Annotated in this window: 19 protein-coding genes; 9 read left to right on the top strand and 10 right to left on the bottom strand. The window is 69.8% G+C overall.

Annotated features, from left to right (window positions below; translation table 11 throughout):
- Window positions 1–277: 277 nt before the first annotated feature.
- The 4 genes from FDO65_RS06365 (at window position 278) to FDO65_RS06350 (ending at window position 5,831) form a co-directional block, all read left to right on the top strand.
- Window positions 278–2,182, top strand: a complete 1,905-nt coding sequence (locus FDO65_RS06365) for a glycosyltransferase (RefSeq protein WP_240757456.1) — start codon at window positions 278–280, stop codon at window positions 2,180–2,182.
- Between the two features lie 92 nt (window positions 2,183–2,274).
- A complete protein-coding gene (locus tag FDO65_RS06360; protein WP_137448546.1) occupies window positions 2,275–3,003 on the top strand; it encodes an efflux RND transporter periplasmic adaptor subunit in 729 nt (242 codons plus the stop codon).
- 134 nt (window positions 3,004–3,137) lie between these two features.
- Entirely contained in the window at window positions 3,138–5,306 is a 2,169-nt protein-coding gene (locus tag FDO65_RS06355; protein WP_137448545.1) for a glycosyl hydrolase, read from the top strand.
- A gap of 264 nt (window positions 5,307–5,570) precedes the next feature.
- The gene (locus FDO65_RS06350) at window positions 5,571–5,831 is read left to right on the top strand and encodes a hypothetical protein (protein ID WP_137448544.1); all 261 of its coding nucleotides are present in this window, start codon (window positions 5,571–5,573) and stop codon (window positions 5,829–5,831) included.
- 95 nt (window positions 5,832–5,926) lie between these two features.
- Here FDO65_RS06350 and FDO65_RS22725 read toward each other — a convergent pair whose 3' ends face one another.
- From FDO65_RS22725 to FDO65_RS06335, 3 genes are all read right to left on the bottom strand, one after another.
- Window positions 5,927–7,714: a hypothetical protein gene (locus tag FDO65_RS22725; protein WP_137448543.1), complete on the bottom strand. Its 1,788-nt coding sequence runs from the start codon at window positions 7,712–7,714 to the stop codon at window positions 5,927–5,929.
- 163 nt (window positions 7,715–7,877) lie between these two features.
- Window positions 7,878–9,233: a hypothetical protein gene (locus FDO65_RS06340; protein ID WP_137448542.1), complete on the bottom strand. Its 1,356-nt coding sequence runs from the start codon at window positions 9,231–9,233 to the stop codon at window positions 7,878–7,880.
- 319 nt (window positions 9,234–9,552) lie between these two features.
- Window positions 9,553–10,962, bottom strand: coding sequence for a cytochrome P450 (locus FDO65_RS06335; protein ID WP_137448541.1), 1,410 nt, complete (start codon window positions 10,960–10,962; stop codon window positions 9,553–9,555).
- 86 nt (window positions 10,963–11,048) lie between these two features.
- Between FDO65_RS06335 and FDO65_RS06330 the strand changes: the two genes are divergently transcribed.
- The 4 genes from FDO65_RS06330 (at window position 11,049) to FDO65_RS06315 (ending at window position 13,501) form a co-directional block, all read left to right on the top strand.
- Window positions 11,049–11,648, top strand: a complete 600-nt coding sequence (locus FDO65_RS06330) for a helix-turn-helix domain-containing protein (RefSeq protein WP_205849811.1) — start codon at window positions 11,049–11,051, stop codon at window positions 11,646–11,648.
- A gap of 100 nt (window positions 11,649–11,748) precedes the next feature.
- Window positions 11,749–12,807 (top strand): isopenicillin N synthase family dioxygenase, encoded by a 1,059-nt coding sequence (locus tag FDO65_RS06325; protein WP_137448539.1) that lies wholly within the window; start codon window positions 11,749–11,751, stop codon window positions 12,805–12,807.
- A 45-nt stretch (window positions 12,808–12,852) separates the two neighbouring features.
- Complete coding sequence (locus tag FDO65_RS06320) at window positions 12,853–13,269, top strand: hypothetical protein (protein ID WP_137448538.1); 417 nt, start codon at window positions 12,853–12,855, stop codon at window positions 13,267–13,269.
- Window positions 13,270–13,273: 4 nt separating this feature from the next.
- The gene (locus tag FDO65_RS06315) at window positions 13,274–13,501 is read left to right on the top strand and encodes a helix-turn-helix transcriptional regulator (RefSeq protein ID WP_137448537.1); all 228 of its coding nucleotides are present in this window, start codon (window positions 13,274–13,276) and stop codon (window positions 13,499–13,501) included.
- 44 nt (window positions 13,502–13,545) lie between these two features.
- Here the strand turns inward: FDO65_RS06315 and FDO65_RS06310 are convergent, their stop codons facing one another.
- Window positions 13,546–13,794, bottom strand: a complete 249-nt coding sequence (locus tag FDO65_RS06310) for a hypothetical protein (RefSeq protein ID WP_137448536.1) — start codon at window positions 13,792–13,794, stop codon at window positions 13,546–13,548.
- 105 nt (window positions 13,795–13,899) lie between these two features.
- Between FDO65_RS06310 and FDO65_RS06305 the strand changes: the two genes are divergently transcribed.
- Entirely contained in the window at window positions 13,900–14,763 is an 864-nt protein-coding gene (locus FDO65_RS06305) for an aldo/keto reductase (RefSeq protein WP_137448535.1), read from the top strand.
- Between the two features lie 49 nt (window positions 14,764–14,812).
- On the opposite strand, the gene FDO65_RS06300 is transcribed toward FDO65_RS06305, so the two are convergent.
- The 6 genes from FDO65_RS06300 to FDO65_RS06275 form a co-directional block, all read right to left on the bottom strand.
- A complete protein-coding gene (locus FDO65_RS06300) occupies window positions 14,813–15,766 on the bottom strand; it encodes a linear amide C-N hydrolase (protein ID WP_137448534.1) in 954 nt (317 codons plus the stop codon).
- A gap of 176 nt (window positions 15,767–15,942) precedes the next feature.
- Window positions 15,943–16,923, bottom strand: coding sequence for a glycoside hydrolase family protein (locus FDO65_RS06295; RefSeq protein ID WP_137448533.1), 981 nt, complete (start codon window positions 16,921–16,923; stop codon window positions 15,943–15,945).
- 2 nt (window positions 16,924–16,925) lie between these two features.
- A complete protein-coding gene (locus FDO65_RS06290) occupies window positions 16,926–17,840 on the bottom strand; it encodes a carbohydrate ABC transporter permease (protein ID WP_137448532.1) in 915 nt (304 codons plus the stop codon).
- Window positions 17,837–18,799, bottom strand: a complete 963-nt coding sequence (locus tag FDO65_RS06285; RefSeq protein ID WP_137448531.1) for a carbohydrate ABC transporter permease — start codon at window positions 18,797–18,799, stop codon at window positions 17,837–17,839. The genes FDO65_RS06290 and FDO65_RS06285 overlap by 4 nt, the downstream gene beginning before the upstream one ends.
- 125 nt (window positions 18,800–18,924) lie before the next feature.
- The gene (locus FDO65_RS06280; protein WP_137448530.1) at window positions 18,925–20,184 is read right to left on the bottom strand and encodes an extracellular solute-binding protein; all 1,260 of its coding nucleotides are present in this window, start codon (window positions 20,182–20,184) and stop codon (window positions 18,925–18,927) included.
- Between the two features lie 168 nt (window positions 20,185–20,352).
- Window positions 20,353–21,384: a LacI family DNA-binding transcriptional regulator gene (locus tag FDO65_RS06275; RefSeq protein ID WP_137448529.1), complete on the bottom strand. Its 1,032-nt coding sequence runs from the start codon at window positions 21,382–21,384 to the stop codon at window positions 20,353–20,355.
- Window positions 21,385–21,461 lie beyond the last annotated feature (77 nt).

Genomic DNA, 21,461 nt, shown 5'->3' with positions numbered 1-21,461 from the left:
CTACCGCACCATCCCGCCCCGGAGCATTGACGGTCTCCTGGTCGGGTGATGCGGACTCGAAGGAGTGCGAGCAGCTCGAGGACGAGTGCCGCATCGGTCACGCCCGCAGTCGTGCGTCGTGCCGGATCCCCGGGGTGGGCGCACGGCGCCCCCGGGGGACGACCCGGTGACCGAGACCGCCGATCAATGACTGATCACGCATCGACAGCCCATGGGCCGACGCCGCCGTCCGGCTCGTGAGCATCCAGAACCGTCCCTGCCTGAATGGGGTTCCACCATGTCCCTGCGCGACCGGAACCGGTCCGCCACCCCCGTGCGTCACGGCGCACCGGGTGACGGCGAACCGTCCGACCCGAGCACCATGCCCGCACCCGCGTTGCCCGAGGTGACGCCGTCCGCACTGTCCGGTGAGCAGGACGGCCTGAGTGAATCGGTCGACCGCCGTCGCGGTGCCCGTGACTCGCCGTCCCTGATGATGCTGGTGCTCATCGCCACCATCGGCGTGCTGCTCTACACCACGTTCCTCTTCGACTTCTCCAACCGGGGCAGCTGGCTCCCGTACCTGATGGTGCTGACCGCCGAGTCGGTCATCATCTTCCAGGCACTGCTGTCGCTGTGGACGATCCTGTCCTCCGGGCACAACCCGCGCGGCTACCGGTTCCACAACGCGCAGAACCGCCTGTGGGGCGCGGCTGGCAAGGCCCCGGACTTCGCGGAGTCCGCGGCCGACGATCTCGTCGCCCTGCCGATGCACCTGCACGAGACCCCGGTCGCGGTCGACGTCTACATCACCACCTACGGCGAGAGTCTGGACACGATCCGGCGCACCGTCAGCGCGGCCGTCGCCATGTACGGCCGGCACACCACCTACGTCCTCGACGACGGCAAGTCCGACGACGTCCGGGCGCTGGCCGCCGAACTCGGGGCCGAGTACATCCGCCGGGAGGGCAACGCCGGCGCCAAGGCCGGCAACATCAACCACGCGCTGTCGGTGACCTCGGGCGAGTACTTCGTCATCCTGGACGCGGACTTCGTCCCCAAGCCCGATTTCCTGTACCAGACGGTGCCGTTCTTCGCCGAGAGCAAGGTCGCGTTCGTCCAGACCCCGCAGGCGTACGGCAACCTCGGCAACCTGATCTCCAAGGGTGCCGGCTACATGCAATCGGTCTTCTACCGCTTCATCCAGCCCGGCAAGAACCGGTTCAACGCCGCGTTCTGTGTCGGCACCAACGTGATCTTCCGCCGCACCGCGATCGAGTCAATCGGCGGCATGTACATGGGCAGCAAGTCCGAGGACGTGTGGACCAGCCTGCACCTGCACGAGAAGGGCTGGAAGTCGGTCTACATCTCGACCGTCCTCGCCGTCGGCGACACCCCGGAGACCATCGAGGCCTACACCAAGCAGCAGCAGCGGTGGGCGACCGGCGGGTTCGAGATCCTGCTCAAGCAGAACCCGTTCTCGCGCAAGCGCAACCTGACGTTGGACCAGCGCCTGCAGTACTTCGGCACGGCGACGTTCTACTTCATCGGCATCGCCCCGGGTCTGCTTCTGCTCGTCCCGCCGATGCAGATCTTCCTGGGCCTGATGCCGATCAACACCGGCGTCTCGTTCGGCCAGTGGCTGCTGTACTACCTGGGGTTCTACTTCCTGCAGGTCGTCGTGGCGCTGTACACCATCGGGTCGTTCCGGTGGGAGACCCTGATGCTGGCCACCGCCTCCTTCCCGATCTACACCAAGGCCCTCATCGCGGCGATCCGCGGCAAGGACCAGAAGTGGTCGGCCACCGGCGCGACCGGTAAGAAGGCCTCGCCGTACAACTTCATCGTCCAGCAGCTGATGGCCTTCGCGTTCCTGGTGCTCACATCGATCGTCGGCATCTGGCAGGCGATGACGGTCTCCAGTTTCACGCTGGCCCTGTGCTGGAACCTGCTGAACACCTTCGTGCTCGGGGCCTTCGTGGTCACCGCCGTCCGCGAGTCGCGGGCGAACAAGCGCGCCGAGAAGGGGCTGCCGCCCAAGGAGTCCCGTCGCAGCAAGCGCGCCGGCCGCGCTTTCGAGGTCACCGCCGGTGGGGACACCCCCGCCCGCCCGGCCTTCACCGCCGCCGCCCCCGTCCCGGCTCGGTCCGTGGACACCGACGCGGACCGCACCTACGACGCGCTGACCCCGGTCGGCCGCTGACCGCCTGATCCGGCACCGATCCGCCTGGTGCCGCGTGCGGCAGCCTGCCGCCCCTCGACTTCCCGCTTCGTGCAGACCCTTTGGAGATTCCCATGACCTGGCGCAACCGCATCCGCCTCGGCCTCGGCCTCATCGGCGTGCTGGCCCTGGCCGCCGTCCTGACCATGATCGTCAACCGCAACAACGGCATCGTCGAGAGCCGCTCGGCTTCGCTCGTCGCCGAGGACTACCCGGTCGGCACCGACTACGCCGGCACCGTGACCCAGCAGTACGTGCACACCGGCGACGTGGTCAAGGCCGGTCAGCCGCTCTTCGAGGTGCAGTCGGCCACCCTGGAGCGCGACATCGCCCAGAACCTCGTCACCGCCAGCAATCTCACCTACGAGGTGAAGAACGACAACACGATCGTGCTGGCCGCCACCAATGACGGCGTCGTGTCCTCGGTGGCCTACACCAACGGTGCGTTCGTCCCGGCCAACACCACGATCGCCACCATCCAGCAGGCCGGTTCCATGTACGTCTCGGCCGACTTCGTGCTGTCGGCCAAGGACTACGCCCGTATCCCGGCGCAGGCCAAGGTCGACCTGGTGCTGCCGAACAACGAGAAGGTCACCGCCCAGGTGAGCCAGATCCAGGTGCAGACCGAGGACGGCCAGGCGCGGACCATCATCCGCGCCTACAGCCCCGACCTGGCCGACGGCACCGGCCTGTTCGCCGTCGGCACCCCGGTGCAGGCCACCCTGCACCTCGACAACAGCGGTGTGGTCACCGACGTCACCAACAGCATCACCTCCGCGGTGGGTCTGGGCGATCAGGCCTGACGTTCCGGTGGGGTGACCCGGTCCGTCCGGACCCGGGTCACCCCATCGTTGTTCACGGCGTCGGACATCCGATCGCCACTTCGACCGCGACCACGGAGGCCGCGCCTGACGCGCGACTCCCGAAGGGACGGCACATGTTCTCCCCCCGCGCCACCCGCTCCACGAACAGCACCATCAGCACCGGCTCGGCCGGCTCCCACACCCCGATCGGCCGCCGGCGCTCGCGGATCGCCGCGCCCGTCGCGCTCCTCGCCGGGGCGGCCCTGCTGGCCGGATGCACCGGCGGCCCGGCGGCTTCCGTCGAGGGCACCTCCTCGGCGTCCGGCACGGCGACCGGTGACGGCGGTGGTTCCGGCGCGGCCGGTTCGCCCGCCCCGACCGACGCCGCGGTGACCGCCGCGCTGGCCGGCATCGACCAGCAGAGCGTGGCCAAGATCGCGCCGACCCGGCTGGCCGACGGACTGGTGCCGCCGACGAACCGCTGGTTCTCCGGGCTGGTCTACGGGGACGAACCGCTGCCGGTCTTTCCGAACCCGTTGTCGATCAAGCTGTCCGATACCGGTCTGGCCCTGGGTCTGCCCCAGGTCACCGCCACCGAGAAGACGATCATGGGTGGCATCAACCCGCAGATCCAGCTGCCGCTGGGTGCGGCGAAGATGACCGTCACCGCGTACGACACGCTCTCGGTCACCGCCACCTACAGCGCGGCCGACGGTGCTGCCCTCGGCTCGGTCACCCTGGTCCAGGGCTCGCCGTACGTCACCTACACCGCGGCCACCGACCAGACCATCCCGGTGGAGCCGATCTTCACCCCTTCCGCCTCCGGTGGGCCGGCCAGCGTCACAGTCGCCGGGCACGAGTACGGCCTGGTCGTCGGCCAGGGCGCCACCCTCGGCACCGCCGGTTCCGGAACCCCCGGGGCCGTCACCCTCCCCGCCGGCGGCACCATGACCGTCTTCGCCGCGGCCGACGGGATGAGCCTGGCCGACCTGGCCGCCACCGCGTCCGACCCGGTCGTCGGCGGCGACGTCAGCTACCAGGTCTCCGGCGACACGGTCAGCACCACGCTGCAGTACCGCACCGCCGGCGGCGGCCCGACCGCCATCGTCCCGATGGCCGGCACCACGGTGACCGCGGGTGCGGCCACCGACGGGACCTACCCGACCATCTACGGCTCCGCCGGGATCTACACCGGGACCAGCGTCACCGTTCAGGCGCCGCTCACCCAGCCGGCGTCCGAACTCGATCTGTCCGGACTGTCGGACGCCGACCGGCAGGCGGTGGCCGATCAGGTGCGGACCGATGCGGCCGCCGTGCTGGCCGACAACTTCTCGGCCACCGACACCTACTTCGGTGGCAAATTCCTGTACCGGGCCACCACCCTGATGACCCTGGCCGACCAGCTGGGTCTGTCGGACGTCGCCGGTCAGCTGCGCACCGCGCTGACCGCTCAGGTCAAGCAGTGGTTCTCGGCCAAGGGCTGCGCCGACGCCACCGCCACCAAGTGCTTCGTCTACGACCCGACAGCCAAGACGGTCATCGGTCAGCAGGCCTCCTTCGGATCCGACGAGATCAACGACCACCACTTCCACTACGGCTACCTGCTGTACGCGGCGGCCGTGCTGGCCAAGGACGATGCGGCTCTCAAGGCCGAGATCACCCCGGTAGCCGACCTTCTCGTCGCCGACATCGCCTCGTCGCAGGCCACCGCCGACTTCCCGCAGTACCGCAACTTCGACCCCTACGCCGGGCACGCCTGGGCGTCCGGGTCGAGCCCCTTCGGTGACGGCAACAACCAGGAGTCCAGCAGCGAGGCCGTCAACGCCTGGAACGCCGTCGCGCTCTGGGGCCAGGTGACCGACGACCAGCAGCTCACCACCCAGGGTGAGTGGATGATGAGCACGGAGGCGGCGAGTGCCAAGCGGTACTGGACGAACACCGACCTCTCGGAGTTCGCCGGGTTCACGCACTCGATCGTCGCCCTGAACTGGGGTGGCAAGCGCGACTACGCCACCTGGTTCAGCGCCGAGCCGGGCGCCGCTCTCGGTATCCAGCTCATCCCCATGGGCCCGTACTCGCAGTACCTGGCCGGCGATGCCGACCGCATCAAGGCCAACCTGGCCGAGGGGGCGAGCGGCGGGTACGGCGTGCAGTTCGGCGAATACATGGCGCAGTACCTCGCCCTGGCCGATCCGGCGGCCGCCAAGGCGCAGCTGGGCAACCTCCCGGCCGAGATCGACAACGCCACCACCAAGGCCTACGTGATGGCCTACGTGCTGAGCCGGGCCGACAGCTCCGACTGATCGACCCCCTCCGGTTCCCAGGCCTGCTCGACGGGCCCGGGAACCACGGCGAAACCACCTTCCCGGCGTCCGGACCGTCAACTCCGCCGGCCGGGAAGGAACCGGCGGGCCGCTCCGACCTCCAGGGACAGGTCGGGGTGGCCCGTCTCGTCGTTGCGGCGACGACACCGACCGCCGCCGACCCGGGTATTCGTTCTGCGGCCCAGCCTCACGGCGCCACCGGATGAGCGGCGTCGATTCCTCGCGAATGGGTACCCTTCGGACATGTCGGCGCCGACAGCGGTACGGGCCACCCTCTCCGAGATCGAAGACCGGGTGCGGGAGTCCTCCCCGCCACCGGACTGGGTCGAGGATCAACTGACCTGGCTACAGGTACTGCTCGCCGCCCTGCCCCGGCAGGCCGCCGAGGATCGTGACCGGGTCGACGCCCTCATCGCCCGGCTCGAGAATGCGCTCGCCGGGCATCGCGCCGCCCAGGAGACGGTGAGCTGGTCGGCTCCCGGTCCGGGTGCCCAATTGATGTGAGTCGGTGAGTGGCCCGGGTCGGGATCGCCCGGGTCGTGCCCCGCTGCCGCGGGCGTCCGGTGGGTCCGGGCGCACGCGGCAGCGGTGTCAGTGCGTCACTGCACGCGGCGGCGGCGCATCGTGAGGACGACGCCGGCCAAGACCAGCAGCAGCCCCAGGAGAGCGAGCTCGCCGGCGGGGACTCCGGTGGAGGCGAGCGCCCCGGTGCCGGTGGTTGCCGGGCGGGGCGTGATCACGGTGGTCATCGGGCGAGCGGTGACCGCGGCCGAGCGGGGAGCAATGGTGCGGCCGCCCGTGGTGATGGTGGGGCGGGCGGGGACCTGTTGGACGAAGCGGGGTGCGCCGCCGCTGGGCTGACCGACCGCGGGGGTCGAGTCGGTCGGGGTGGTGGGCAGGGCCGGGGATCCGGGTCCGGTCGGGGTGTCCGGGTGCGACGGCTCGGTGGGGCTGGTCGGGTTCGTAGGGCTGGTCGGGTTCGTGGGGTCGGTCGGGTTCGTGGGGTCGGTCGGATCAGTCGGGTCGGTCGGGTTCGCGGGGTTGGTCGGATCAGTCGGGTTGGTGCCCGGTGTGGTGCAGTCGGCGTCGGCGTCACCGAGGATGCCGATGCCAATACCGCAGACCTCGACGGGGAGGTCGATGACGCCCGGTCCGCCCGGCGTTCCGCCGGTGGTGCAGGTGCCGTCGGCGTTGCCGAGGATGCCGGCGCTGACGCCGCAGACGGTGACCGGGACGTCGATCAGGCCCGGACCGTCGGTGGCCCCGCCGGGGGTGGTGCCGGTGCAGTCGCTGTCGGCGTCACCGAGGATGCCGGCGCTGATACCGCAGACGGTGACCGGGATGTCGACGACCGGGGTGCCGCCCTCATCGGTGTGACCGGTCTGGGCGCAGTGCCCAGTGGCGTCGCCCAGGATGCCGGCGCCGATCCCGCAGACGGTGACGGGGGCGTTGACGATGTCCCCGGTGGATCCGGCGGTGGGGGCGCAGTCCGCGGAGGTGTCGCCGGCGACGCCGACCGCGATACCGCAGACGGTGACCGGGATGCCGACCGCATTGTCATTGCCGGGTGCCGGATCAGCCGGAGCGGGATCGGCCGGGTCCGACGGGGCGGGTTCCTCAGCGGGCAGCTGGTCGCCGTCGTCCCGGTGGGTCAGGACGTCGACATCGAGGTCGGTGACGGTGACCGGGACGTCGACCAGGCCCGTGTCATCGCTCGCGGGGGCCGGGTCGGCCGGCGCGGGCTCTTCCGCCGGTGACTGCGCGCCGCTGGACTGGTCGGTCAGGACGTCCACATCGACGTCGTCGACGGTGACCGGGGCATCGACGACGGACCCGCCGTCACTGGATTCCCAGGACTCGTCGGATTCCGAGGAGCCGCCGGATCCGCTGAGGTCCTCACCCGAGGCGGAGTCATGGGTCAGGACGTCGATGTCGACGTCGGTGACGGTGACCGGGGCATCGGCCACGGAACCGCCGTCCCCGGACGACCAGGAACTGGCGGACTCCGAGGAGTCGTCGGATCCGGTGGAGTCCCCGGCCGGGGCCGTTTCGGAGCCATGGGTCAGGACGTCCACATCGACGTCGTCGACGGTGACCGGAGCGTCGACGAGTGCGGCGTCGCCGTGCCCGCCACTCCCGCCGCTGGAGTCGTGGTCGTCCGAGCCAGAACTGGTGCGGTGGGTGAGGACCTCGATGTCGGTGTCGGAAATGGTGATCGGGGCGTCCAGGACGGTGACGTCCTGATCGTGGTGCGTCGGGCCGGTGACCTCGATGGACAGGTCGGTGGTGGGTGAGTCCTCGGCGGCGGAGGCGAGTCCGGCGCCCAGGAGCAGGGAACTGGCGCTGATGCCTGCCAACAGCAGGCCGCGCGACATCCAGGCGTTCATGGTGGGTTTCTCCCGAGAAGACAGAACGTGTGTGTACGGGTGCCGCGGAGGATCAGCGGCGACGAGGACCACAGGGGTGGGTCCGACCGAACGGTGAGAGAGCACGTTGCTGGGTCACGACACCTCCGGCCCACAAGCGTGGGTGGGGCGATCGGGAGAGCGGTCAGTCGGGCGAGACGTCCGGCCGGACCGGCAGGGCCGGCAGGATCAGATCGGCGGATCGGACCGCCGCGTCGGTGGGCTGAGCCGGGACCGTGGCCCACGCGCTCAGGGTCGCGGCGCTGGTGCCGCCGGAACTGCCGCTGCTGCCGCCGGCGGCGCCGTTGGCGCATCCCGGGACCGGCGGGCCCCCCAGCGGGGCTGCCAGCGCGACCGGTGCATCACCGGCCCCAGCCGGAACCACGGCCACCGCAGCGGCCACCGGCCCGGTCACGGTGGACGGCTCGTCGGCCCCGGTGGACGTGTCGAACGGGGCACCGACGACCGCGAGGAATGCGCCACCCGCGGGGCCGGCTGTCACCGAGGCGGTGAGGTCAGCGGTCGGCGCCGCGACCATTTCCGGGTCGAACGAGATCGGCGCTCCGGCGACCACGAGTGCGGGAGCGAGCCGGAGCTCGACTGCGGAAGCGGCAGTGGCAGTGGTGTCAGAGGAAGCCGGAGCGGCGGCCTCCAGGTCCACGACCGGGGTCACGACCGCTCCCAGCGGCAGACCCGGAATGCTGGGCAGAGCGGGAGAGCCGAGCATGCCCGGGAAGCCGGGCAGACCCGGCAGGCCGGGGGAGGTGCCCGGGACGGGAGTGACCACCGGCTCGACCGTGTCGATGACCGGGTCGATCAGGCCGCCGCCGACGGCGTCGACGATGGGTTCGACCACGCCACTCACGATCGGTCCGACCGTTCCGGTGACCGGCTCGACGACCTCATCGGTCACCGTCTCGAGCACCGGAGCCGTCACCGGCTCCACCGCCTCCGACACGTCCTCGACGACCGGCTCGACCACGTCCTCGACCACCGGCTCGACATTCGGTTCCACGATGTCCTGCACGACCGGCTCGGTGATCGTTGACACCGGCTCCGCGGCCGGCTCGACCACGTCCTCGACGACCGGCTCACTGATCTCGACGACCGGCTCCACCACCTGCTCGGGCACCAGATCCGTCACGTCAGCGCTGATGTCGCTCGCTGTGTCGGACACCCAGGTGTCCGCCACGACTGTCGAGTCGTGATCGCCCGTATCTGCGGATTCCGGTTCGGCCGGGACCGGCTCAGCCGGTGCAGACGCCGACCCGGCATTCGAGCCGGCCTCGGAATCAGCGGTCGGAAGGGACAGCACGCCCGGGGCCGGCACCGCATCGGACACCTCCTGCACCACCGACGAGACCTCGCCGGTGGCAGGCAGTTCCGACGCCCCAGCGGTCGCCGCACCCGCGCACCAGAGCCCGAGACCGAACCCGGCGATCACCCCGGAGCGCACCAGCAGCCGGGACCAGCGCCGGGAACGGCGAACGTTGGCGACCATCGTTCACGCTCCCTCCGGCGACGGGCCACGACCGACGATGACCGTCGAATCGGGCACAACAGACCAAACTGACTGTCGAGCGTAGAACCGGCTCCGGCTGAATGCGCCGTCTCGCAGCGGTAATCGCTGGACCGATGTCGGTCTCGTCACCGCCTGTCGCGAGGACGCCGTCGACGGGTCACCCGGGCTGATGAAGATCTCGGACCGGGTGACCTGTCTACCCCCGTGCCGAACCCCCGCGCCGACGAGGCGGCCACGACCCGACAGGCTCCGCGGGTCGGCCGTCGACACGTCGGCCGACCGCGCCTGCGCCTCAATGTCAGCGGGCGCGGAGGCTGACGGGGAGCGGCCGCGACGGTCGCAGACTGACGGCGGCGGTCAACGGCACCGACGTCAGCTCGGTCGTGAACTCGAAGCGTCGCAGCAGCCCGGCGAGGACCAGAGGGGCCTCGGTCATCGCCAGCTGCATGCCGACGCACGTGTGTGGCCCGGCCCCGAACGGCATCCACGCGTGCCGGCTTCCGCCCGGCAGCGCCCCGTCCGGCAGGTCGAAGCGGGTGGGATCGAAACGCGCCGGCTCGGGCCAGATACGGGGCGATCGGTGCAGCACCCACGGCGAGATCAGGACGTCGGAACCAGCGGGAATGGCGTACCCGCACAGGATCTCGTCAGCCAGAGCGCGACGGCCGAGCGTGTGCGCGGCCGGGTAGAGACGGAGCGACTCACGGACGGCGCGACCGGTCCACACCAGCCGAGGCAGATCCGCACTGGCGGGCGGATAGCCGATGTTGTCGAGCTCGGAATGCAGCACCGCCTGCCAGTGCGGCGACCGGGCCAACTCGACCAGGCCGCAGGCCAGGGTGGAGGCGGTGGTCTCGTGCCCGGCCAGCAGGAAGATCAGGACCTGGTCGGCGACCTCCTGGTCGGTCAACCGGTCGGTGGGGTTCTCGGCGTCGCGGGCGTTCAGCAGGAGGCTGAGCATGTCCTGCGCGTCGTCCGCCGTCGATCTTCCTGACGGGTAGCGTCGACGTCGCTCGGCGATGAGATCGCTGGCGACGGAACGGATCTCCCGCAGACCAGCGACGACGCGGCGGTTCCCGGGCGTGGGCACCGCCAGCGGTAGCGGGTGGGGGACCAGTCCCCGTCGCATCAGGGCCTCGTTGACGAACGCGACCCGCGTGATCCGGCGGATCGCCTCGGTCATGTCGGCGCCGAACAGGATGCGCCCGATGATGCGGGCGGTCAGCTCGACCATGTCGGCGTGGACGTCGACGGTCCGGCCCGTGGTGGTGTCCCACCGGTCGGCCAGCCGGCTGGTCTCGTCGACGATGATGTCGGCGTAGGCACCGGCGATCCGGCGCGGGGTGAAGACCGGGGCGAGGAACCGACGCTGGCGACGCCACTCGTCGCCTTCGGCGGTCAGCATGCCGTTCCCCAATGTCCGACGCACGATCTCGTAGGTCGCGGTCTGTTTGACCCAGCGCTCGGGCGCGCTGAGGATCGGTCCGACGGCGTCCGGATGGCTGGTCAGATAGAACTCGCGACGCCAGCCGGGTGGCCCGGCGACGACCTTGGTCACCGGGGACGGTCCGGCGGCGATCGTGAGTAGGGTGCCGAGGAAGTCGCGTTGCAGATCGATGCCGGCCCCGACGATCGGCCGGCCGGCGAAGTGCGGAGGGATGGCCGGGCCGGCCGGCGGGCGGTCCGCGGTGTGCACGTCGGTTCCCATTCCGCTGTCCCCCTGCGGTCGGTGCTACTGGTCTCCACGGTGGCAGGCCGCCGGCTCCGGCGCCATCCCCTGTGTCACGATCAGTCGTGCCTTCCGCCGCCCAGCCGCCCGCTGCCCCTGGGGGGCCGTCGGACGGTGACCTCAACTCCGCGATCGGTGCGGCGGTGCGCGCGCGGCGGGAGTCGGCCGGTCTGTCGATGCGGGCCCTGGCCGCTGAGGCGGGGGTCAGTCAGCCGTTCCTCAGCCAACTCGAGCGTGGTCTGGTCGCGGCGTCGATCGCCACCCTGCACCGGTTGGCCACGGCACTCGCCGTTCCGCCCGGGGCGCTGCTCAGCCCGGGCCCGACCGAGGTCGTCGTCGTCCGATCCGACGAGGGGGTGCGGATACCGGTGGGCGAGGAAGCGAGAGCGGCGGTCGGCCGCGTCGTCGTCGGTCCGGACGGACGGATGAGCCTCACCGAGTACCGCGTCGCCCCCGGGGAGCGGCTGGACAGCTGGTTCGAGACCGACACCGACATCACCCTCCACGTCATCTCCGGCCACCTCGAGGTGGAGATGCCGGGGGTGGGGGATTGGCGGCTGGGGCCGGGCGACACGATGCTGCACTCGGGCCGGTTGCGGCGGCGCTGGCGGCAGGTCGGTTCGGAGCCGACGCACCTCGTCGTGGTGGCGGCCGGTCCCGGCTGACCCCCTTGCCCTGCCGATAAGTGTCACTTATCGTCTGTCGGGTCAGCACCTCACCTCCGTTCCATCGGCGCGACGGACCCGGCCCGAAGGATCAACGATCATGGCCACAGCACAGGCGGTCGGCGGCCGCCTCGACATCCCCGTCGTCGACATCGCCGGGTTCTCCAGCGGCGATTCGACGGTCCGTGAGCGGGTCGCCCGCCAGGTCGACCGCGCCGCTCGCACGGTGGGTTTCATGCAGATCAGCGGACACGGGATCCCGGAGCTGGCCGCCGACGGGCTGACCGAGGCGATGGACGGCTTCTTCGCGTTGCCGTTCGAGCGGAAGCAGGCGCTGCGCCCGGCCGACGTGTCGGTGAACCGCGGATACACCGGACCGCGGACCGAGAGCCTCAGTCACAGCCTGGGTGTCGAGTCGGCGGCCGACCTGTTCGAGGCGTTCAACGTCGGCTCCACCGCCGGCCAGTACGGCAAGGCCGTGCCCGACGACGTCGAGGACCACTACCCGGCCAACATGTGGCCGGACCGGCCGGCGCTGTTCGAGCGCAACGTGCAGGCGTGGATGGAGCAGGCCGGCGGGCTGGCCCGCACCCTCACCGAGGTCTTCGCGGTCGCCCTCGGATTGCCGGCCGACTACTTCAAGGCCTACACCGACCATTCCATCGACATGCTGCGGATGAACCGCTACTCGATGCCCGACGGTGACGTCCGCCTGGAGCCGGGTCAGCTGGGGATGGGGCCGCACACGGATTTCGGCATCGTCACCGTGCTGTGGGCCGACGACGTGCTGCCCGGCCTGCAGATCCTGGACTCCGAGGGCGGCTGGCACGACGTGCGGCCCGCGCCCGGCGCGCTGCTGATCAATCTGGGTGACCTGCTGGCCCGCTGGACCAACGACCGGTGGATCTCGACCATGCACCGGGTGCTCGCCCCGATCGGATCGGACGGCACGCCGATCCTGCGGCGGTCGGCGGCGTACTTCCACGACGGCAACGCCGACGCGGTGGTGTCCTGCCTGCCCGGCTGTGCCGACGCGGGAGAGATGTACTACGAGCCGATCTCGGTGGCCGAACACATCGCGGCGAAGCTGGCCGGGTCGCGCGGCGGGACGCTGAACGTGGCGGCGGCCCGGGAAGCGTCCCGGCTCCGTCAGGTGTGACAAGGACGCTTGACACCGCTTCGTCGGCGGGAGCATGCTCTCAGCATGACAAGCAAGCTTGACACCAGGACCAGTGCCGGGGACCGGGCTCGGGCCCGCGCCTATGCGCGCGACTTCCTTCCCGGTATGGCCGGGTACACGATCGTCCTGCCGCTGGTCATCCGATTCGGCGGGTTGGACGGGACCGCGCCGAGCCGGTGGATCTGGGCGTTGCTGCCGTTGATCCCGCTGGCTTGGGTCGCGTTCGCCGTGTTCCGTCATCTGCGGCGCATCGACGAATACCAGCAGCGGCAGATGCTGCAGGGCCTCTCCATCGGCTTCGTGGTGGCCATGCTGGCCGCGCTCACCGTGGGTCTGCTCTCGCTGGCCGGCCTCGACCTGCCGTCCGCCGGGTGGATGATCTTCGGCGCCGGAATGGCTGCGTGGCTACTCGGGACACTGCCGGCCGGCCGGCGCGGCTGACCCGGTGCGTAACCACCTCCGCGCCCTCCGTGACCGGCGGGGTTGGACCCAAGCCGCCCTCGCCGACCGGCTGGACGTCTCGCGGCAGACGGTCAACGCGTTGGAGACCGGACGTTACGACCCCAGTCTGCCGCTGGCGTTCCGTATCGCCCGGATCTTCGACTGCGCCATCGAGGACATCTTCGAACCGGACGATGCCGATCTTCCGGTCGACAGCTCGACCGGACGCTGAGCTCCCCGGCACCGGATCCGCCGAGGCGAGCGTCGACGGGACACTCAGCGGTCCGCCGGCGGCGCCAACACCACCTTGCGGACGTAGACCCCGCACGCGGCCAGGTAGAACAGCCCGAGCACCACCATGGCGATGCTGGCGCCGCGGGCCGGGCCGTCGGCGGTGAGCGCGGTGATCCCGAAGTAGATCAGCCAGACGCAGCTCGCCACCACGGCGATGACGGCGATCCAGAACTGGTTCCGGCGCCCGGGGTTTCCCAGCTTGCCGGACTCGCTGCGCCGTTCCGGCTCCATCGCCTGGCCTCCGTCCCTGGGTCGTCCACCGCCCTCGTCGCAGCGTATCCATCGGGTCGCCCGCGCCGGGGAACACCGGGCGCGGCGGCCCGGTTGCACCACGGCATGAGTACTTCCACCGAGAACGTGTCCGCTTCCACCTTCGACGTGCCGGACCTCGGTCCGGTCGGCCGGCTCGGGTTCGGGGCCATGCGCATCACCGGGCCGGGTATCTGGGGTGAGCCGGCCGACCGGGAGACCGCCCGCGCCGTCGTCCGGCGGGCCGTCGAGTTGGGCGTCACGCTCATCGACACCGCCGACTCCTACGGCCCGAACATCAGCGAGGAGATCATCGCCGAGGCGCTGTACCCGTACGGCGATGACGTGCGGGTCGCCACCAAGGCCGGCCTGGTCCGTACCGGACCCGACCAGTGGATCCCCGTCGGCCGACCCGAGTATCTGCGCCAGCAGGCCGAACTCAGCCTGCGTCGACTCAGGGTCGAGGCGCTGGACCTGTTCCAGCTGCACCGCATCGACCCGAAGGTCGATCGCGACGAGCAGTTCGCCGTGCTGGCCGACCTGCAGAAGGAGGGGAAGGTCAAGGCGCTCGGCCTGTCTCAGGTCTCGGTGGACGAGATCAAGGCCGCTGGCGAGTATTTCACCGTGGCCACGGTGCAGAACCGGTACAACCTCACCGACCGTTCCTCGGCCGACGTGCTCGACTACTGCACAGAGCGTGCCATCGGGTTCATCCCGTGGGCTCCGGTGTCGGCCGGCGAGCTGGCCCGCCCGGGCGGTGCGGTCGACCGGGTCGCCCACCAGGTCTCGGCCACCGCGTCCCAGGTGGCGCTGGCCTGGCTGCTGCAGAAGTCCCCGGTCATCCTGCCCATCCCGGGTACCGGATCGGTGCAGCACCTCGAGGAGAACCTGGCCGCAGCCGACCTGCGTCTGCCCGCTGACGCCGTCGCCGAGCTCGACGCCGCCGCCTGACGCGCAGAACCGGACCGGCCGACTCGGCCGGTCCGGTGGGCCTGGGAGCTCAGAACGGCAGGGTGGCCGGTTCCAGCGCGTCGGTGACCTCGCCCACCAGGTTGGGCTGCTGCGGGTCCAATCGGCGCACCCCCGCCGCTGCCGCGGACGCGAACACCGGTTCCAGTTCCAGCCAGATGGCCGCCGGCGACGCCGTGCCCCAGAAGTAGTACGTGCCGTTGGTCAGGTCCACCGCGGACCGCCACCAGGTCGGGTAGATCCCGTCCGTGTACGGCGCGCCCGCCGGGACGGTGACCGTGTCGGCGACCTGGGCGATCCCGGCCAGGGCATGGTCGGCCGAGGCCGGCGTGGGCAGGTAGTGGTGGTAGTAGCTGGCCCGCACGAAGCGATCCAGGGAGCTGATGTCGCCGGGCGGAGCGAGCGGACCACCGAACGGCCGGTAGTGGGCCCGGTTGGCCAGCTGCTCGTCGTAGAGCGGCGAGTTGGCCATCACCGTGTGCTCGCGGCCGTGGTGCACCACCACCCGGGCCCGGGTGCCGTCCGCGTCGGGCTCGAGGATGGCCGAATCACCGGACGCGTCCTCGACCGCGATGTGACAGCCCAGTTCCAGACCGCGGAACGGGATCGAGTACGGCCGCAGTTCGTCGACGTGCGCGACGACCTCGGCCACCGTGGCGTAGGTGTCGAGCAGGTACTGCACCCAGTACAGATTGGGGATGGACGACCGGTCGTCGGGTTCGCCCCAGTCGACGTCATCCAGATACAGGGCGTGGGCCGACAGGCCTGCGGAGTTCACCCCGTCACAGGTGCCCGCGTTCCACATGGTCAGCACGGCGCTGGCGTAGGTCGACGTCCAGGCCAGGTCGGTCGGCGCCCCGGCCGGTTCGTGCCGCAGGCCCGCCGGGAGCACCCACAGGCTGGGCTCGTCACTGAAGGACCAGTCCATGGTGCGGGCGACGACCGTGGCCACGCCGTTGTCGTTCCACAGGATGCGGGTGCACATGCCGTGAGAGTGGCATCTGCCGTGCACCTCGAGCGGTCGTCGGGCGGGCAGATCAAACCAAAGAGACCACCGTCCGGAGTACCTGACGAGCGGGCGGTCGCCGACGGAGCAGCGGCGCCACCGGTCGACCGACCGGCGGCGCCGCCGCGGCGGTGCCGAGCTGGTGACCGGACTGATCAGTTCGCCAGCGCCGCCTGCCGATCGGCGTGGTCGACGACAAGAGTGTCGCCGTCCCAGCGGACCGGGGCGGGGTCGTTGATGACGCCGTCGAAATCGCCGTTCGCGTCGCGGTTGACGAAGGCCAGGAACACCCACCGTCCGGACGGGTCACGGACGAGCTTGCCGACGTACAGCGACTCGTCGGTCAGCGCAGTGGCCCCGGCGATGTCGTAGGGGCCGAGCGCGGACTCGGCGCGGGCGGCGAAGACCCCGCCGGTGCTTCCGGCCGAGGCCCGGCTGCGGGAGAACTCGTTCCCGAGGCAGTTGAAGACGAGAACCCAGCGCCCGTCGACGTTCTCGACCTGCGGCACCTCGAGCTGGCCGAAGCCGGCACCGGGCGCGGTGAGCGGCGGCTGCACGGTCCACTCCAGCAGGTCCTTCGACCGGGCGTGGCCGATGACCCCGCGCTCGTCCAACGGACCGTCGTTGCTGCGCGCGGTGATGAGCATGTGCCAGCCGTCGCCGTCCGGGTCGGCCATCACCCACGGGTCGCGCCAGTGCTCGTCCTGCCAGGGCGCAGGCCCGCCCATCGGGGCGTACCAGCGGGGATCGGCGCTGACCACCGGGTTCCGGTCGTGCTTGACCCAGGTGAACAGGTCGTCCGAGGTTGCCAGCCCGATCTGCTGCACCAGCTGACCCTCGTCGGCCAGGGTCGACCCGGTGTAGAACATGTACCACCGGCCGTCGTCGCCACGCACGACCGAGCCGGTCCAGGTGGCGGTCTGGTCGAAACTGGGCGGGCTGCCGTGGACCAGGGCGTCCTTCACCCGTTCCCAGCTGACCAGATCGGTGGAGATGGCGTGACCGACGGCGGCCCGGCGGTGCCGCAGGTCGGGGTGGTGCAGGGCACGCGAGGCGTAGAGGAAGAAGGCGTGATACGTGCCCTCGTCCTCCACGATCCAGAAGTCCCAGACCCACGAGTCGGGTAGACGGAGCACGGTTATCCCTTCACGCCGGAGGTGGCGATGGAGTTGATGAACGCCCGTTGGAAGGCGATGAACATGACCAGCACCGGGACGGTGATCATCGAGGCGTAGGCCATGATCTGGCCCCAGTTGGTGGTCAGCTGCGAGAAGTAGTCGATGCCGACCAGCACCGGGCGCAGACTCTCGGACTGCACGGCCATCAACGGCCACAGGTACTGGTTCCAGGCCGGCAGGAAGGTCAGGATCGACACGGTGGCGATGGCCGGCCCGGAGAGCGGCATGACGATCCTGCGGTAGATCGTGAACCAGCTGGCCCCGTCGACCTTGGCCGCCTCGTCCAGCTCGCGCGGGATGGAGTCGAAGTAGGTGTAGAAGAGGTAGATCGAGAACGCGTTGGCGACGAACGGGATGATCTGCACCTCGTAGGTGTCGAGCCAGCCGATGCTGCCGTCGTAGTACGGCAGGTGGTTGACCCACCACAGCAGCGGCAGGGCCAGCGTCTCGAACGGCACGATCAGGGTGGCCAGGATGACGCCGAGCAGAATGCCCTGGCCGCGAAACTTCAGGCGGGCCAACGCGAACGCGGCCATGCTGTTGACGATGAGGCCGAGCACCACGGTCAGCACGGTGATCAGGACCGAGTTCATCATGAACTGCCAGAACGGCACCCGGTCGAAGACCGCCGAGTAGTTGTCCAGCGAGACGTCGCCGACCGGCAGGAACGCGTCGATCGAGTCGAGGTCACCGAAGATCTGGGTGTCCGGCTTGAACGAAGACACCAGCATGAACAGCAGCGGGAGCGCGAAGACCAGCACCAGCAGCAGGCGGACCGCGTAGCGGAGCACCGTCCGGCCGGCCGAACGCTCGGGGCCGGGTTCGCCGACGGGAACGGGATCGGCTTCGGCGACGTGGGCCAGGGTGTCGCTCATTTCTTCACGTCCTTGTCACGGGTCAGGTACCGCTGCGCGAGCGAGACGACCAGTACGAGCACGAAGAAGACCAGCGACAGCGCCGAGGCGTAGCCGGTCTGCTGCAGGGAGAACCCGGTCCGCACGGCCTGATAGACGATCGTGGAGGTCGAATCCAGCGGGCCGCCCTGCGTCATCACCTGGATCTGGGTGAACAGCGCGAACGCCTGGATGGTGATGGTGATGAGGATGAAGGTCCGGGTCTGCCGCAGCGCCGGCCAGGTGAGGTAGCGGAAACGCTGCCAGTTGCTGGCCCCGTCGATGGCGCCGGCCTCGTACATGTCCTGCGGGATGGTCTGCAGGCCGGACAGCCAGATGACCATGTGGAAGCCGACGGCCTGCCAGATCGACATGATCAGGACGGCCACGAGTGCGGTGTTGGGATTGCCGAGCCAGTCCGGTCCGTCGATGCCGAAGACGGCCAGGAATCCGTTGATCAGCCCGTTCGGCTGGTACATGAACTTCCACAGCAGCGAGATGACCACCATCGAGGTGACCACCGGCAGGAAGTAGACGGTGCGGAAGAAGTTGACGCCGCGGATCCTGACGTTGATCAGCAGGGCCAGCACCAGAGCCAGACCCGCCTGCAGCGGGACGACGAAGATGGTGAAGATCAGCGTGTTCCGCAGCGACTTCCAGAACACCGGATCGCCGAACAGGCGGGAGAAGTTGTCGATGCCGACGAACTGCGGGCCGGTCGGGGAGATCAGCTTGGCGTTGGTGAACGCCAGGGCGAACGTCAGCACGATCGGGATGATGACGAAGACGAGCAGCAGGGCGACCGCGGGCGTCACCATCCAGGCCGCGGCGAGTCGCTGGGACTGCTTGGCTTTGGTGTAGCGGCGCTGCTTGAAGCTGAGTTTCTCGATCTGCCCGACGGTGGGTGGAGTGGGGTGGGCTGCCCCCAGTGTTTGCGTCATTGCCTTCCCTTTGGGGTTGCCGAAGGCCGGGCGGGCGACCGGTGTGCACGACCACACGGCAAGGCGTGCGTCGGTGGCGATCACCCGCCCGATCTCACGGACGGACGGCGGGAGCAGTCCCGGGTTTACTGGAAGTTGTTGTTGGACTGCTGGTTCGCGTCGATGTCCTTGACCGCCTGGTCCAGGGTGGCCTGCGGATCGGCGCCGTTGAGGATGTCCTGCGCGGTCTTGGTGAAGGTCGTCGCGATGAACGGGTAGCCGGGGGTGACCGGCCGGACCTCGGCGAACTTCTTGGAGTACTGGCGGAAGATGTCGTACTCGCCACCGGTCTCGTAGCCCTTGACCAGGGCGGCTCCACCGTCGGTGGCCGGGATGGTGCCGGACGCCTCGGACACCGAGGCCACGTACTTGTCCTGCATCGCGAACTTCATGTAGTCCAGAGCGCCCTCGGGGGCCGAGCAACCGGAACCGACCGCCCACTGCCAGGACCCGCCGCCGATCTTCGGACCGTTGCCCAGGTCGACCGACGGGAGGAAGAGGATGTCGTCGGCGATGGACGAGGCCTTGGCCGCCTCGGCACCCCACGAGCCGTTGTAGAGGATCGCGGTCTTGCCGTTGAGGAAGTCCTGGCCGGGATCGGCGCCGGACTTGAGCGGCATGTAGCCGTCGGAGGTCAGGCTGCGGAACCAGTTGGCCCACTCGACCGCGGCCGCGCCGTTGAGGACCCCGTCGGCCGACTTGTAGTCGTCCCGGTTGATCAGGTCGCCGCCGAAGCTCTGCAGGAACGGCGAGTACGCGTACGGCCACCACTCACCGGTGTTGCCGGTCTGCATGTCGAGGGTGTTCTCCCACTTGCCCGTGGCCTTGATGGCGGCCAGGGCGGCGGCGAACTCGTCCTTGGTCCAGGACGAGTCGATGGTCGGGATGCGGATACCGCTGGCCTCGAGCGCCGACTTGCGGGCCTCCATGACGAGGGCGACGTCGTAGTAGCCGACCGCGTAGTTCTTGTCGTTGTACTTCCCGACGACGCTGGGCAGGAACTTCGAGATCTGGTCGTCCATGCCGTCCAGCGGCGCGAGATACCCGGCCCACGCCCAGTTCGGCACGTTCGGTCCGTCGACGTCGAGGATGCAGGGCAGGCTCTTGGACGCGGCGGCCGCGGTGACCGACGTGTTGTACGAGTCCTGCGGGAAGGCCTGGATCTCGACCTTGTACTTGCTCTGGCTGCCGTTGTAGTCGTTCACCACCTGGGTGATCGCGGCGAGTTCCTTGTCGTTGCCCGCGTTGTGCGTCCACATCTTGAGGGTGGTCGTACCGTTGGCATCGGTCGTGGCCGCGGTGTTCGAGCTGCCGCCCTTGCCGCAAGCGGCCAGGGAAAGAGCCATCGCCGCCGCTAGACTCACGGCCGCGAGGCGCTTCAGAGGTGTGGGTACCACTGGGTGTTCTCCAACTCACTGTTGTCCGGGCAGGCCGGAGTCGTCCGGTCAGGCCGGACTGTCGGTTCGCCCGCGGGAACGGGCGGATTCGGGGTGGGTGTCGCTCGCCGTCCCGGGTCACGACCGGGGCGGCGGGCCCACCGATGCACGGCGCACCAGTGGGCAGGGCAGAGCTTCCGCGCGGAGGGACTCCTTTCCATCGGCGTCGATGCTGCGGAGCAGGGTGGTCACGGCCCAGCGCCCCATCTTGTAGTGGGGCAGCGCAACGGTGGTCAGCCCTGGGCGGAGGCTGGCCGCGATGAGTTCCTGGTTGTCGAAGCCGACGATGGACAGGTCCTCAGGGATCCGGAGACCGCGTTCGGCGGCGGCCTGGTAGGCACCCATCGCCATGCGGTCGTTGAAACAGAACAGGGCAGTCGGACGGGTGGCGGCCGGCAGGTCCAGCAGCGTGCTCGCGCCGCGGTATCCGCCCTGGGACTCGGACTGGTCGCTGACCACCAGAGCCTTCTGGTACGGCCGGCGGGCCGCCTTCAGGCCCTTCTTGTACCCCTCGAGACGCATGACTGCGGCTGGGATGTCGTCGACGTTGTTGATGAAGCCGATCCGGCGGTGACCGTGGTCGGCCAACTCCTTGACCGCGGTCATCGCGCCCCCGGCCTCGTCGGGGACGACCGAGGAGAACCCGCCGTTGTCGGCCCGGGCGTCCAGCAGCACGGCGGGGACGGTCTTCAGCGACGCCGGGGGAGTGAGCACGCGGTGGTACTCGGCCGCGTACACGATGCCGTCGACCTGACGGTCGCGCAGCGCCCGGATCTCCCGGTCCTCCAGTTCCGGATCGTTACCGGAGTTCATGAGCATCAGCAGGTAGCCGTGCTCGGCCGCCGCGTCCTGCGCGCCCAGGATGGTCTGCCCCGCATGAGGCGAGGTCCCGATCTGGTCGCTGATGAACCCGAGGGTGTTGGAACGCTGCAGCCGCAGGCCCTGGGCCAGCCGGTTGGGGGAGTAAGCGAGCGCGTCGGCCGCGGCCCGCACCCGGTCGCGCGTCGAGTCGGGGATCCGCTTGCCCGGCACGTCGTTGAGGACCTGGGAGACGGTGGTGATGGAGAAACCCGATCGCTCGGCCACGTCACGCAGCGTCGTCTTCGCCATCACACCTCCTCGTCGAGTTGCCCAAACGTTTTAGTCGGACGAGAGAAGAATCGGGCAGACACCCGTTGCTGTCAAGC

Source organism: Nakamurella flava (assembly GCF_005298075.1).
Classification (GTDB): Bacteria; Actinomycetota; Actinomycetes; order Mycobacteriales; family Nakamurellaceae; genus Nakamurella; species Nakamurella flava.
Note: the sequence above shows the minus strand (reverse complement) of the source record. Positions and strands in the feature narration are given on the sequence as shown.

What these genes read in the sequence shown, in the direction of transcription:
- FDO65_RS06365 (WP_240757456.1), top strand. Translation starts at nt 278, where the DNA reads ATGTCCCTGCGCGACCGGAACCGGTCCGCCACCCCCGTGCGTCACGGC.
- FDO65_RS06360 (WP_137448546.1), top strand. Translation starts at nt 2,275, where the DNA reads ATGACCTGGCGCAACCGCATCCGCCTCGGCCTCGGCCTCATCGGCGTG.
- FDO65_RS06355 (WP_137448545.1), top strand. Translation starts at nt 3,138, where the DNA reads ATGTTCTCCCCCCGCGCCACCCGCTCCACGAACAGCACCATCAGCACC.
- FDO65_RS06350 (WP_137448544.1), top strand. Translation starts at nt 5,571, where the DNA reads ATGTCGGCGCCGACAGCGGTACGGGCCACCCTCTCCGAGATCGAAGAC.
- FDO65_RS22725 (WP_137448543.1), bottom strand. Translation starts at nt 7,714, where the DNA reads ATGAACGCCTGGATGTCGCGCGGCCTGCTGTTGGCAGGCATCAGCGCC.
- FDO65_RS06340 (WP_137448542.1), bottom strand. Translation starts at nt 9,233, where the DNA reads ATGGTCGCCAACGTTCGCCGTTCCCGGCGCTGGTCCCGGCTGCTGGTG.
- FDO65_RS06335 (WP_137448541.1), bottom strand. Translation starts at nt 10,962, where the DNA reads ATGGGAACCGACGTGCACACCGCGGACCGCCCGCCGGCCGGCCCGGCC.
- FDO65_RS06325 (WP_137448539.1), top strand. Translation starts at nt 11,749, where the DNA reads ATGGCCACAGCACAGGCGGTCGGCGGCCGCCTCGACATCCCCGTCGTC.
- FDO65_RS06320 (WP_137448538.1), top strand. Translation starts at nt 12,853, where the DNA reads ATGACAAGCAAGCTTGACACCAGGACCAGTGCCGGGGACCGGGCTCGG.
- FDO65_RS06310 (WP_137448536.1), bottom strand. Translation starts at nt 13,794, where the DNA reads ATGGAGCCGGAACGGCGCAGCGAGTCCGGCAAGCTGGGAAACCCCGGG.
- FDO65_RS06305 (WP_137448535.1), top strand. Translation starts at nt 13,900, where the DNA reads ATGAGTACTTCCACCGAGAACGTGTCCGCTTCCACCTTCGACGTGCCG.
- FDO65_RS06300 (WP_137448534.1), bottom strand. Translation starts at nt 15,766, where the DNA reads ATGTGCACCCGCATCCTGTGGAACGACAACGGCGTGGCCACGGTCGTC.
- FDO65_RS06290 (WP_137448532.1), bottom strand. Translation starts at nt 17,840, where the DNA reads ATGAGCGACACCCTGGCCCACGTCGCCGAAGCCGATCCCGTTCCCGTC.
- FDO65_RS06285 (WP_137448531.1), bottom strand. Translation starts at nt 18,799, where the DNA reads ATGACGCAAACACTGGGGGCAGCCCACCCCACTCCACCCACCGTCGGG.
- FDO65_RS06280 (WP_137448530.1), bottom strand. Translation starts at nt 20,184, where the DNA reads ATGGCTCTTTCCCTGGCCGCTTGCGGCAAGGGCGGCAGCTCGAACACC.
- FDO65_RS06275 (WP_137448529.1), bottom strand. Translation starts at nt 21,384, where the DNA reads ATGGCGAAGACGACGCTGCGTGACGTGGCCGAGCGATCGGGTTTCTCC.